Here is a 12,757-nt window from a genome sequence, read left to right on the forward strand (position 1 = left end):
CACCGGTCATGGACTACACTTATCGGCTCGACGCAAAACGCGTATTCGTGGCTGGCCACCGCGGCATGGTCGGCTCGGCTGTGGCGCGGCGATGGGAGAAGAAAACTGCAAGGTCCTAATGGCTCCGCGCGACGTTCTCGACCTTCGAAATCAGGACGCCGTGCATCGCTGGATGACAGAAACCACGCCCGACGCCGTGGTCCTTGCAGCAGCAAAGGTCGGCGGGATTCTCGAAGCGAATGTCATCCGGCGCAGGCGCGGCCACAACCCCGCTCGCAGGAACGACGACTTGCCAGCTCCTGAAGCGCCGAGAACCACGAGCGCCCGCTCGGCGCCGGCATCGCGCACATAACATGCACGGCTGCCGCCGCTCTCGATGCGCGCGCCGGTGGCCTGGATAAAACCTTCAACTTGCTCGTCAATCTCGGCGGGCTCACCCTCAACGTGCTTTTGTCCTTTGCCCAGTTCGGGCGAGAGGTCACAGCCGAGCGCATTCGCGACAACGTCGCTGCGGCGAAGAAGAAGGGTATGTGGATGGGCGGCGTGGTGCCGCTGGGCTATCGCGTCGCGTCGACAATCGCAAGCTGGTAAATTGACGAGACCGAAGCACAAACAGTCAGGCACCTGTTCGACCGCTATCTCACCCTGAAGTCGGTTCGGGATCTTGTCGATGAGGGTGCGAGTGAGGGGCTCTCGACACGGCTGCGACAACGCAAGGACGGATCAGTTACCGTCACCATGCCGTTTGGTCGCGGCAATCTCTACCACCTTCTTTCGAACCAGATCTACATCGGCAAGATCAGGCACCAGGATCAAGTTTACGATGGTGAGCGCGAGCCGATCGTCACGGCGGCAATGTTCCAAGAGGCCCAGGCACTGCTCGCCTCGCAAGCGCCACGGCGGCGATTCCAATGTCTCGCAACCTCATCTGCTGACAGGTTTGCTCTATCACGAAGCTGGCGAGAAATTGCGATCGGTTCATGCCAACAAGCAAGGTGTCCGCTACCGCTACTATGTCTCGAAGCAATTCGTCGACCGACGGCGAAACGAGTCCGAGGGCTGGCGCCTTCCTGCGCAGGCTGTGAATCGGCAGTTGAGCATCGCCTGAATCGAAACGCGGATCGTGCTTACAGACGGATCCCACAGCGACCGAGAACCCGATGGCGCTTTGATTGACCTTCTGCGTCGAGACCAATTGTACCTAAAACAACTTACGGACGGAGCTAACCGAAGCCTCACCGACGTTGCCATCCTCAACGGCACCGTTGCATCTGAGGTGAGCCGCCTCCTGCCCTTCGCGTTCCTCGCCCCGAAAATTGCTGCAAGCATCGTTGCGGGTGATCAACTGTCGAACTGACGGCGCACAAGCCCTCGCGGGTCTCTGACCTGCCGCACGCCTGGAGTACCCAGGCCACACTCCTCGGCTTCTGACACAATCCGGCGTGCATCTGGCTGATCAGCCAACCATCGCTTTGGCAAACACTTGGCTACGGAATTCGCCCGACAGAGACGGACGGCCAAAAGACAGGTGTTTTGGACGCTCACTGCGGAGTCTCAGCCAAGTGTTGGCTGCTACTCGGCGCTAACCCGGAAATGTCGTAGCTATTTTGAGACGGGCGAAAAACCCGGAAATCCGGCTGACTGAATGGTGGGCCCGGAGGGCGCATGATAACGTTTGATTTTATTGGCTTTTTCGTGGGCTCAAATCAAAAATCGTCCCGTATCATTCCGTATGGTTCCGCGATTATCACCCGCCGCGACCGGACCGCAGAGCGGAACGCCCGGCCTCGCATGTCGACCACTTCAAAGGCGTCCTGCCTGTCGCTGGCTATGCCGGCTTCGAGCATCTCACCGCGAGGGGAACATCGCTCTCGCTCCTGTTGCGCGCACACCCGCCGCAAGTTCTATGAAGTGGCGCGGGCTACCAACGTGCCAATCGCGATGGAAGACTTGCCAGATCGGCGAACTCCACGCAGTTGAAGTGGGACGTTGGCGGTCAATTGCCCGCGCACTGGCCTGCATCCTGGTGTAGCCGTTCGAAACCAACTATCGACAAGCGTACTGCGTCCCCGACAGCGGCGAAAGCTGCGCTTCGAGCCAGATCTGTGTTGCGCCAGCTAGGCCCACGATTTGCGTTGTAGGGCGGTGGCTGCTCGCCAAGATAGCCGCGGTGTTTTTGCTGTCTGCGGTTCAAGCTAGCTGGCCCGCGCGGTGTGCAAATTTGCTGAGGACCGCAACGAAGAGCCCCGAGTTACAGGCCTACGAGATCCCACACCGTCGATGATCGGTATCGTGATCCTGGCCGTCGTTAAGCATGCGACGCCGCAAGCTCCCTTGGTCCCCAGGATTAACCGGTGAATCGCAGCGGCTTAGAACAAAAACGGTGCAGCCTGAGCGACGCGTACGGTCCATAGGATTCGTCTGAGCGTTGATTTGGGCGCTACCCGATAATCTCGATGCGCCTTTTTCGGCAGACGTCATCGAAGTCGCCTTCGTTCCATGTTGCGAGATAGTTGATCTTGAGATTGCGGTCGTCCAACATTAGCCGTATGAGGCAATCGACCATGCTTAGGGGCCGATGTTCTCGAACCCCAGCCCGAAAGGCCAATTCTAGCGCCCGCTGCCGATAGGGTGCGTCATCGATCCAGCCAATGCGCGGAGATTTAAGTTCGATCTCAACTCGCGATAGAGCAATGTGACGCCTCGCTAGTCTCGTTCGGATTGTCTCGTATGCGACCGGCCAAGGCATGACTATAGAATGGTCGTGGATGAGGTTATAGATCGCGTCCACGTCACCACGACGATCGTGTGCCTCTCGATCGTCCGCAAACGCAAGCCAGATGCACGTATCAACAATGGTGTTCGGCATTACTCTTCTTCGTCGGTTACATCGCCGTCCGGTGAGTAGCCCGTCCACGGTGCTGCCTTGCGTGTGCCAACCACAAATCGACCTTTGTTCAGCCCCGTATTTGGATGACGGTAAATCACGTATATCCGAGAGCGCTTGTCGAACTTGACCCTTTTTTTGAGGTCGGCCTTTAGCTTGTTCGGCAGGGTATCCCCATCGTGTTCGTAGCTAATAGCCGCCAATGCGTCACCACATTCCTTGGCATTGTGATCGTCAAGCCAAGCGTATAGACCTTCGTAGTCACCCCGAATGCCGAGATCAAAGGATAGCCAGATAATCTGATGGCTCATCGAGTAGTACTCCGCTGCCGACTTATAGCCTTAGATGCGTCGCATTCCGCGTCTTACAACTACGGCCAGTAGCGAATATCGACTTCATTTTCATGAATATTGCCTTGCGTAAGAGGCACCCCGCGAGGTGCGATGAGAATCCCATCGTCGCCGATCAAAGACGTCGAGGCAACAAAGGCGCACATTACCATGCCAAGCTCCACATTCGCGGGCCCCGCCGGCTGGTCTTACTCGGGAATGCTGCCGCGCCACAAGATCAGCTTCAGATCCTCGCCGTCGCTCTCGATCAGACTCGCGTAGATCGGGGCCGGGACGAGGGGTTATTTAGCTTGACAGAGAAATAGTCGTTGCCCTTGGCGAATCGCTCTTGTTCCATGCCGCCTCGAACTCGGTGTCGCCGACCAGATGCGGCGGCCGGCCTCTTATCGTTGTCCATTGGCAGGCCTGCCTGAAAGATATGGTCAATGGCTCCAGGGGTGCCCACTCCAGTGACGTAGTGCACGGCGAGATGATACCCGGAATACTTGCCAGGGATGAATCCATATGTCACATAGATCGCGTCAGTCACTCGTAGTCCTCCACCGTCTTCTTCAGCATGGCGTAGATACTGTCAAAGAAAGACTTCACTTATCTTCAATAAAGATAGTATGCAACAAAATCTCTATTTGGATATATGAAATGCCCGACGTTACCTAAGTTTTACCGAAACGAAAATACCCGGAACTCTTCGCAGTCGCGCGAATGACATCGATATCGCACTTACCTCTGGGGAATCTTTCCATAAGGGTTCTAACAAAATTTTGTAATTTGGGTGATCTTCAGACAAAAGCGCGTCTATCGCCGATACGACAGATGTCATTTCGTTGGTACATCGACCGCTTCGATTTCACCGGCACTTCCTTGTCGGATCAATATGGACCCGCCACTATCCCAAAAATTAAGCATCGGTAGCGATGCCAATAATTCTTATTCTTCCACCCGCCCTGTAGCTCCTCTTCGCGAAGACTGCATTGTTCACACTTGCAACGAAACGCCCGCTTTATCGTCGCGTTTGCATGTAAACAAAACTGAAGCTGAGACCAACTGCTCCAAGACCGCGGCCGCAAGCCACGCAGAAATCTGATGTAAAAAGCTAAAAGTAGTCCCCGCCTCAGCCACGAACACTACCGCCGCTATGAATCAGCTGCGATCGCGACCCATTGCCCCCCAGTGACCCAGGTGAGACGGTAATGAACCAGCCAGCCAAAGAAGCAGGAACACCGGGAAGGCGTCGGGTCAAAAGCGAGATCGGAATGTCTTGACAGTCCAGGACCCATCCCCCTCGTTCATCGTCGCAGTTAAGATCTTGTCGCCGTCCGTTCGAACATTGACGAGGCCATAGATCAGCCCGCCGACAAGCCGTATCTGCGAGAGGCGCTTGCTTTTCTCGGCGGGTCTAAGACCTCCGGGTTTAGTTTCATGATATGTGATAGTGACATTCTGCAGCTGTTCAGGGTCGACTTGCAGGTTTTCGGGAGTGCCGGTTATCTGGCGGTCAATCTCTAATGTCCGCGGATGCCCGAGAGATATCGACCGCGCGAGTTCGGTCGAATAGACGAGTGGCGTAACAATCTCATCCTCTTCGATCGTCAGATACCCGGTCGCGCCGCTGGCGGCAACGATACGGGGTTTTGGATGATCATGGCCTTCCGCGTCCCCGGAACTGATGACCGTCACAGCTGGCTTCATCGCCTGCAGGAATGTGTACGATACGTCTTCGCTGCCGTGGTGGCAGGCCTTGGCAACATCGCACTGAAACTCCAGTCGCCGCCCCTCGTAGGCATCTAGCAAGGCCTGCTGGCTCGCTTTGTTGAGGTCACCGGTGAGAAGGATGCGGGCTCGCCCATAATCCAGACGGGCGAGCACACTGTTTCCGTTGGTTGTCCTGGAATCTGCGCCTAGCTTTAGCAGGCCGGGCCTTTCACCAACCGAAAATTCAACCGGGCCCAGAATGTGAATTCTCACATCGGAACCCGGCCCAAAGGTTGGCAAATACTCAGAACGATCGCTCAGGCGAGTGACGGGTGTCGGTTCTCCGTCAGCCCTTCTGGTCGAAACCACCTTTGCAATGAAGTTCCCCCAGGCGCCCTGAAGTTTCGGGCGGCTAGCCGGGTCAATCCCGTGTTCGGCGGACCCGCGGTCGTCGAGAAGGTCGACATGGAAAGTCCGGCCATTCTCTCGTTCGGTCTCGCCAAGGGTACGATCGGAACCATCTGGTTTCGTCCACCACGAGATGCCGGCATGATAGAACGCCTCTACGGTCGTTCCCGCTACATCAAGCTCGTCCTCTTGCTCTGCGTCCAGAAGGTCAGCCAGGCCTCCGTAGTGATCGAAGTCATTGTGAGAGGATATCATAGCGTCGAGTCGGACATGGTCGAGGCCATAATCCTCGAAGAATTTCCAATCAACGAAATCGGCGGCGCTCTTTCCAGTGTTCTGGGAACCTCTTGGGTGGCCGCCGTCGATCATGATATGTCGAAAGTCGGGAGTCTTAATCAGCATTCCATCCCCTTGCCCAACATCGATAAAATAGACCTCGAGCAGAGATTTTCCACCCTCAAGGGCTTCAGCATCGATCCAACCGTTTCGCTCGCGGCCTCTCGCCCGAACAGGTAGGCGTCCACCTTCCTGCTGACCAAGAAGATGCACGCCATCGCCCCAAAGCAAGAAGCCCTTGGTCTTCTCACCTGACGACTCAACATACAGCGGCGTAGAGTTCGCGCCGATGAACCGGTCGAAATTCACGTCAACCATTGGATACGCTCCACCATCAAAGTAATAGCATCACACCCCAAAAACCGGGTCGATGTAAATGATCTCAACGAGTATTTTTCGCAAATATTCATGAACATTTTGGAGCGACCTCCTGGATCGGATTCCTTTCGAGCTAGTGGCGCTTGAACCGCGCCAACGAAGTCAGATTACGGGTTAGAAGGTAGCCAACAGCTCTACGACAGGAAGACCGCTCATTGTACGCAACTAGTATTTAGTCGGTTAGCTCCACGAACATGTACATTCGGCCCATAATGGGCCTTCCGATGACAGCTTCAGATGAAAGCAGCCCTCTGCAAAGAAAATGCGACATCGAAAGGTATGAGGTGTCGAAAGTCCGTTCCCAGCTGCCTACATGCCCGTGATCGGAATAGGCGATCCTCGCCATTCCAGGCCTCAGACCCGGCCATGCCGGAGGTTCTTGACGGGATCGGGTTAGAAGGCCGCAATGCCCGCGGGCCGAGGATCCGGAGGAAACCGTCCTGTTAGCACCCCGCTGCACGCCTTTGCCGCACGCGCGTGTCATAGGCATTTCGGCTTTGAAGTGGATGCGCTAAGTATCGTTGCAAACGGGCCAACCAACGGTCACGCGCAAGATGAGAGTGCGGTGGCCGAGACAGGTGGACGGAACGGAGGTGTTGCGATGCGGAAAACCTTCCAGACCAGGCCCCTCGCACGGACCTGCGTTCTGGGATTTCCTCCGGACTGTCGTGCCCGATTTCGAGGCGTCCAAGGCGTGGCTGGAAGCCTATCAGGGCAGTCTCAGTGCTGAGTTTCTTGATGGCTAATGGCGGCTCAACAGATGGCGGCCGAGGCGGGTGCTTGCCCGAAGGAGCCGCCTAAAGATGCAGCCAATGGTGCAGCCAGCCGGAAGGCTCTTCCGAAAAGTGCACAACGACAGTTATTTGGCGGAGAGCGAGGGATTCGAACTCCGCGCTTGGATGAGCGAAACCTCCTTCTCGTCTGCACCGTGCAGCCGACCCCAGAGATGCCAACGAACGCGATCATCCGCTGCTTCATACCTCGAACTCCAAATTGGCACGATTGAGAAGCCGCGGGAGGACGTCAGACCGAATTTCATAGATCGACTGTTGCGGGTTACTGTTCACTATACCCAAATCTCGTAATTCATCCAGCCCGACCACGGGATCTATGTAGGCGGCCAAAAGATAGTTTATGACCTTTACCGGCTTTGCCGTCGTAGCCTGCCACTGCTCAAGTTGCTGCTCACTGTAGACGGATCGACCGCCCGTCAATTGCATCAACTCTCTGGTAGAGCTCGCGAATGTGACGCTCTCCAAAATGCCTAACGTCGTCATGGCTTGCGAAGGACGTTCCTTTGACGCCCCCTTGTAGAAGAACAGCAGGGAGCCCGCATCGCCGAGGTTTGATGGTGCTCGGCACAGGTAGACTTTCCGGATCGTGTTCCCCGGCCGCGTCGGACGGTCGGCCCGAGAAGCGCCGACGAAAAAGTCCGGCTGCTTAGGCTTCCATAGATCAGGGTATAAGGTGTCGTGATAGTCTTCCTTGATAGGAATTCCGAAGCCGCGAACTTGATCCGTCACAAGAAAGCGGGGGTAATTTCTCCTGGCGGCTTCGAAAACCGACATCGAGGGATCATCAACTAGCTTTGCGGACGAAAATGCCCGCTCGTAAATGAGTTCACCGTTGTCTTTCGTGCCGGCATGGATAAAGCCGTAGAACTCCAAGAGGTTCATCAGAGCCGCCTGGTCTTCGAATGTCGTCAGATACGCCAAGTCATATCTATTGCACTGAGCGTACCAAAGGACCTGCTTCAAGAGCAGCTCACCGAGTTTGACACCGCGCTTGTCGGGCGCCACTTTGAAGGTGCAAACTTTCAAAATTTTATTGGCTTTCGTCACCGCATCGGTATCCGTCGCGCTCTCGTCCTTTCGGACAATCAGGCCTGCCAATTCGTCATCATCGTAAACGACCCAACAAGGGCGGTGCTGGCGAACACACTTCTCGCGCCACCAATCGTCGAACTCCGGATATCCCTCACGGAGGCTATCGAAGAACCTGTCTTTGTGGTTGATGGTGTGAGCTTCGACCTCCGCAACATGCCTGATAGGGACCTGCTTAGGCTCGTATGTCTGAGTGAGAAGATCGACCGCGTCCCCAACAAACAGGACACGTCGGCCAAGCTCGGCCGAATGTTTGAATGCGCGCTCGTGAAGGCCTTTGTCCTGCGTGACAAGAAAATCGACCGCGTCACTTTTCAAAGCATGGAGGAGGGTGGCGTCGACTATGTCACTGGGCCGCTTCAAAGGGCCGAATTCAACTTCAAGATTGGCTTGGCTCAGGCCGCGTTGCTTGCCCAAGACCCGGTATTTTGAGATTTTGCTAAGGGAGATTCGGCGACGTTCCACATTCTTGTCGCGGGAAATGTCGTCGCGGGCGGCCTCGTGGACGAAAATCGTGATCTTGTGGGCCGCAGCAAGACTTGAGAATTTAGCGTATGCGGCTTCGACAGCGCGGTAGTCTTCCAGACCGATCAGAATGTTCGTATCAATGAGATACGACTGTTGCCTCATCTCTCAGGGCCTTTCGCAGATTGCGGCTCGCGTACAGGAATGACTGTGGTGGCTCGAAACCAAATTTCTCACGCAGCTCGGTCAGTGGAACGGAGCGGGAGAACGGCCTAACACCTTCAAAAAGCAGAGCGAATCCAAACTCTAAGCCCTGAAAATAGTTATCGAAATCACTTCGCTCGATAAATGCAGTGTCTTCAAACTCGGACCAGATTTGCTGTACGGGCAGTTTCAAGACATCCTTAATCTCTGCAATTCCGACCATCGCTCTAACTGGCGACGTGGAATAAATATAGGCCACGGTCCCACCGGGCGCCGAAACCGGGAATCGCCGGCGAAGCTCGACAGTTTTGCGTCCTTCCATAATTTTGTCCGAATATTGCGGACGAATGGAAAGCACAACATCTCGTTGCGGGCGAAACGGCTCATCTGCCAGTAGCGGAAAGACGAGTTGGTCGTCGTTACCGTATTCAATGTCAAAAGTCTCTTTTACGCGTAGAACGAGGCGAGCGTCTGCAGGAAAAACGGCATCTACGCGCAACGACGCGCCGAGAGCTTCCACGTAGCGTTGGACCGTGGACAAGTACATCTCGCCACCTTTTTCCAGTTTTGAAATGGCAGCTTGCTGGACGTTCATGCGGGCAGCCATTTCGGCCTGCGTCAATCCCGATAGAAGGCGAAGTCGACGCAGATCGACACCGCCAGCAGGCTCTTGGCGCGGTTCGGTCGCGGCCGAGGCTTCGATAATTTTTCCTGCTAGTTTGTCCATACCATGCTACTCCGTGTTGCGGAGTGCTAGCTCGAACAGATATTCCTTGCAAGGAATATTCTCGTTGCACGCTCTGCCAATTGGATTTAGGCTGCGATTTCGTGAGAACTTCGTGTCACTTTATGGGGGTAACTAACTTCATCCAATGTCTATTTTGTCGTGGGGATGCGACGAATTCCCGCTCGGTCGAGCACATAATCCCCGAATCACTTGGTAACATTGACCACACGCTGCCACCTGGCATCGTATGTGACCGCTGCAATAATTACTTTGCACGTAAGATCGAAGGTCCGCTCTTGGAGACGGAACATTTCCGTCATCTGCGTAGCGTGATGGCGATCGGGAATAAGCGCGGCCGTATCCCGCCAATGAGCGGTTTTGTATCCCATTTGAAGATGCCAGTGAACGTATGGATGGACACATCCGCGATTTTCGTCGAGCCGAAGGATAGCGGTCGCGCGGGTGAGTTTGTGCGTTCTCTGCTTGAACGCCCCCAAGGCACTTTGTTCGTACCCTTTCCGGAAAAGACGCAGCTTGAGCCGCATCTCATGTCCCGCTTCATCGGAAAAGTTGCGATCGAAGCCCTTGCGCTAAGAGTCATGCACGTCGAAGGGTGGCGTGAGGAATTGCTCTCGAACGAAGGCTTAGAGCCTTTGAGAAGATTCGTTCGCGTCGGAGAGAAGCCCAAAGAGTGGCAATTCTGCCGCCGTAACGTCTATCGCTTTGATCAGCGGTTTCGTGATGGAACGAATGTCTTCGAAACGCTACATGAGTATGACTTCGTCTATACTGACAAAAAGCTACTGTTTTTTGTGATGGCAATATTTGGCGAAGAGTTTGCGATTGACATGGGCAACCCTGAGATACAGTCCTATGAGACCTATCTGCAAGAGCAAAACGGAGTGAGCCCTCTCTACCCGGTTTGCCCCAATAGATAGGTGGAGGCTTCCGCTCCCTTTGAGAATATTATTCTCCACTTCAAATTGTGTCCGCGTACTGATTTATTCGCTGCGTTGGTATGCTCTATTTCGTACGATTCGGGGGAAGGCGCATGGGGCAGACTTTACGCCCGACGAAATTCAAAGACGTGGATCTGAACGACAAGTTCTTCGACAGTTTGAAAGCGCAATATAAGGAATTTTCAGACTGGTTCATTAGAAAAGCTGCTGAACCGGTGTATGTCATTGACGGTGACGGCGGACAGGGAGTTCGGGGTTTCCTCTATATCAAGGTCGAGACGGGGGAGATCACAGACGTTCAACCGTCTCTGCCTGCCAAGCGCCGACTCAAAGTTGGAACTCTTAAAGTAAACGCCAAGGGTACGAAGCTTGGTGAAAGGATTATTAAGCGCATCTTTGATCACGCCATCCTCGAAGAGGTGTCTGAGGTTTACGTGACCGTTTTCGATACTCACGTCTCTCTTATCAACCTTTTCAAGCGATTCGGTTTTGAACAAAGGGGCGTAAAAGCCACGCCCAATGGGGAAGAGCTCGTTCTACTCCGCTCATTCGACACCTTGGCGAACGACATCGTCAAAGATTATCCCCTCATGCAGACGGCCGGAAAATCGAAATGGTTGCTGGCCATAAAACCCGAATTCCATACTGATCTACTGCCGGACTCGATCCTAAAGACAGAAGATCCAGCTTCGGAAGCTGATGTTCCTCATACCAACTCGATTCACAAAGTTTATATCGCCGGCCTCTCTCTCAACCGTATGAAGCGAGGCGACCTCGTCGTCATTTATCGAACCACTGATATCCAAGGGAAGGCATATTACCGGTCTGTAGCAACGTCCGTGTGCGTGGTCGAGGAAACCTACTCACGCAAACATTTCAAGGACGCAGATGCATTCGTGGCATTCGCGAAGGACCATAGTGTGTTCAGCGAACAACAGCTCAGAGACCGATATGCTAATGGGAAGCCGTTGTATGTTGCGAAGCTTACCTACAACGCCGCTTTCGTGAAACGCCCAAATCGTGCGGCTCTGCTGGATATTGTAGGTATCACCACCCAGCCCAAGTGGGATCTGCGGGCGCTTACCGACGCTCAATTTTCAAGCATACTAGATTTGGGCAAGGTCGAAGAAGGTCTCATCGTCAATTGAGCTCTGCGCTATAAAAGGTCTGATGCGAGATGAACGGCACTTTGGCGATTTGGTACGAACCGGATGAGAATGGTAATTCCTCCCCGCTAATTGATGCCGAGCCACAGCCCCCAAACCTAGAGATTCACTTCAATCTCTGGCGAGACAACCCTTCAAAGACCAATTTTCTCGACATCGGCCTTCGGTTATCGGATATCGATTTGGTCAAACGCATCTACCTGTATTTTCCTGTAGCGCTTCAAATCGAACAGTTTCAAGATCTGAGCGATGTCATGGCCTACGGGCAGACGCTGGACGCGGTTTTCAACATGGTCGTCGAGGTCGGGAGCAAGACTGATCTGCGGTACGAGACGACAACCAATGGCGAACCGTTCGTGACCGTTCACAAAGTGAAGGTCGGGGACGATCTTATACTTACGCCAGTCGAAGACGGCTTAAAAGGGCCTGGTTCCACCATCACACTCACCGAGAATATGTGCAAGCGCCTGCGGGCGGCTGGGTCCAGGTCACAGTATATCCGGCTCCGGCTACACCTAACAGGTAAATCCACATCGCTATTCACCCAGGAGATCGTTGGGCAAGAAAAGATATTTGTCAGTTCGTCACAACGACTGGAGTTGACGGAACTCAGACTGAACGAACAGCGTAGCTTCCCGCATTCGATCGCCAAGCGGGCCTCTGCCAATCCATTTAAGATCGCCCGTGTGCATTATTTCCTTATACGTGAGCTCGGCCATGCACTTGTTACGCAGCATGCCCCACTCCGAAAGGTGCGCAGGCTTGAAGCAAAACTATGGGCCTCTTACCTGCGCGGTCGCGAGATTGCCGCCCGAGACGCAGCCGAAGAGGAGCGGCTTCTTTCTCGGCTGATAATTTATCATTGGCGAGAAGGCTCGAAAGAGGAGCCAATTCAGGACTTCACAGCATTCGCAAGTTTCCAGGCAAGCGCCCCGGGCCTCCTTTTTTATATGATAGGGGTCATCTTTCTCGGTGCAATCGGAAGTGCGCTAAATGACTGGGGCAAAATCTATTGGGGTGTTACGGTAACAAGTCTACCATATTGGTGCGGAGGGCTGGCTCTGCTATGGTTAGTTGCACGAAGCGGTGTTTGGGGATGGCTTGAAGGACGAGCCAGTTGGCTTTGGCGGATTTGCACTAAATCGGCAAAACGCCTAATGCAATAAGGATCAAGCGCCCTGCCTTATTTCTTTTAATAGTACTACTTAATTCCAAAGTGTATCTTGCGGATATGCAACCATCTGCTTGAAGCCGTGCCGGCTACCTCAGCGACAACTCCTCACTTAGGATTTCAAGAAGTTT

General features: G+C 54.3%; 10 protein-coding genes and 2 pseudogenes. 7 read left to right on the plus strand and 5 right to left on the minus strand.

Annotated elements, in window-relative coordinates:
- Positions 1–8: 8 nt before the first annotated feature.
- Positions 9–232: pseudogene (locus tag AC0L2K_RS27560) on the plus strand (NAD-dependent epimerase/dehydratase family protein); the annotation flags it as partial.
- On the opposite strand, the gene AC0L2K_RS27565 reads toward AC0L2K_RS27560, so the two are convergent.
- Positions 151–348, minus strand: a complete 198-nt coding sequence (locus tag AC0L2K_RS27565) for an nSTAND1 domain-containing NTPase (protein WP_353685231.1) — start codon at positions 346–348, stop codon at positions 151–153. The pseudogene AC0L2K_RS27560 and the gene AC0L2K_RS27565 sit on opposite strands and share 82 nt — an antisense overlap.
- 63 nt (positions 349–411) lie before the next feature.
- On the opposite strand from AC0L2K_RS27565, the gene AC0L2K_RS27570 reads away from it, so the two are divergent.
- Together AC0L2K_RS27570 and AC0L2K_RS27575 are read left to right on the plus strand one after the other, a co-directional pair.
- The gene (locus AC0L2K_RS27570; RefSeq protein WP_128246358.1) at positions 412–591 is read left to right on the plus strand and encodes a recombinase family protein; all 180 of its coding nucleotides are present in this window, start codon (positions 412–414) and stop codon (positions 589–591) included.
- On the plus strand, positions 592–1,176 hold the full coding sequence (locus tag AC0L2K_RS27575; protein ID WP_473532900.1) for a recombinase family protein: 585 nt from the start codon (positions 592–594) through the stop codon (positions 1,174–1,176).
- Between the two features lie 1,692 nt (positions 1,177–2,868).
- On the opposite strand, the gene AC0L2K_RS27580 is transcribed toward AC0L2K_RS27575, so the two are convergent.
- The 4 genes from AC0L2K_RS27580 to AC0L2K_RS27595 all read right to left on the minus strand — a co-directional run bounded on the left by AC0L2K_RS27580 (position 2,869) and on the right by AC0L2K_RS27595 (position 9,330).
- Complete coding sequence (locus AC0L2K_RS27580) at positions 2,869–3,198, minus strand: hypothetical protein (protein ID WP_473532879.1); 330 nt, start codon at positions 3,196–3,198, stop codon at positions 2,869–2,871.
- Between the two features lie 1,275 nt (positions 3,199–4,473).
- A complete protein-coding gene (locus AC0L2K_RS27585; protein WP_473532880.1) occupies positions 4,474–5,991 on the minus strand; it encodes a ComEC/Rec2 family competence protein in 1,518 nt (505 codons plus the stop codon).
- 1,034 nt (positions 5,992–7,025) lie between these two features.
- A complete protein-coding gene (locus tag AC0L2K_RS27590) occupies positions 7,026–8,564 on the minus strand; it encodes a GNAT family N-acetyltransferase (RefSeq protein ID WP_254027330.1) in 1,539 nt (512 codons plus the stop codon).
- Complete coding sequence (locus AC0L2K_RS27595) at positions 8,539–9,330, minus strand: helix-turn-helix domain-containing protein (RefSeq protein ID WP_473532881.1); 792 nt, start codon at positions 9,328–9,330, stop codon at positions 8,539–8,541. The genes AC0L2K_RS27590 and AC0L2K_RS27595 overlap by 26 nt, the downstream gene beginning before the upstream one ends.
- Before the next feature lie 122 nt (positions 9,331–9,452).
- On the opposite strand from AC0L2K_RS27595, the pseudogene AC0L2K_RS27600 reads away from it, so the two are divergent.
- The 4 genes and pseudogenes from AC0L2K_RS27600 to AC0L2K_RS27615 all read left to right on the plus strand — a co-directional run.
- Positions 9,453–9,614: pseudogene (locus AC0L2K_RS27600) on the plus strand (HNH endonuclease); the annotation flags it as partial.
- Positions 9,615–9,626: 12 nt separating this feature from the next.
- The gene (locus AC0L2K_RS27605) at positions 9,627–10,268 is read left to right on the plus strand and encodes a hypothetical protein (protein ID WP_473532903.1); all 642 of its coding nucleotides are present in this window, start codon (positions 9,627–9,629) and stop codon (positions 10,266–10,268) included.
- A 113-nt stretch (positions 10,269–10,381) separates the two neighbouring features.
- Positions 10,382–11,437 (plus strand): GNAT family N-acetyltransferase, encoded by a 1,056-nt coding sequence (locus AC0L2K_RS27610; RefSeq protein ID WP_254027327.1) that lies wholly within the window; start codon positions 10,382–10,384, stop codon positions 11,435–11,437.
- 29 nt (positions 11,438–11,466) lie between these two features.
- Entirely contained in the window at positions 11,467–12,621 is a 1,155-nt protein-coding gene (locus AC0L2K_RS27615) for a hypothetical protein (protein ID WP_254027326.1), read from the plus strand.
- The last annotated feature ends 136 nt before the right edge of the window (positions 12,622–12,757 follow it).

The organism is Mesorhizobium sp. WSM4817 (genome assembly GCF_055811135.1).

What these genes read in the sequence shown, in the direction of transcription:
- AC0L2K_RS27580 (WP_473532879.1), bottom strand. Translation starts at nt 3,198, where the DNA reads ATGAGCCATCAGATTATCTGGCTATCCTTTGATCTCGGCATTCGGGGT.
- AC0L2K_RS27585 (WP_473532880.1), bottom strand. Translation starts at nt 5,991, where the DNA reads ATGGTTGACGTGAATTTCGACCGGTTCATCGGCGCGAACTCTACGCCG.
- AC0L2K_RS27590 (WP_254027330.1), bottom strand. Translation starts at nt 8,564, where the DNA reads ATGAGGCAACAGTCGTATCTCATTGATACGAACATTCTGATCGGTCTG.
- AC0L2K_RS27595 (WP_473532881.1), bottom strand. Translation starts at nt 9,330, where the DNA reads ATGGACAAACTAGCAGGAAAAATTATCGAAGCCTCGGCCGCGACCGAA.
- AC0L2K_RS27610 (WP_254027327.1), top strand. Translation starts at nt 10,382, where the DNA reads ATGGGGCAGACTTTACGCCCGACGAAATTCAAAGACGTGGATCTGAAC.
- AC0L2K_RS27615 (WP_254027326.1), top strand. Translation starts at nt 11,467, where the DNA reads ATGAACGGCACTTTGGCGATTTGGTACGAACCGGATGAGAATGGTAAT.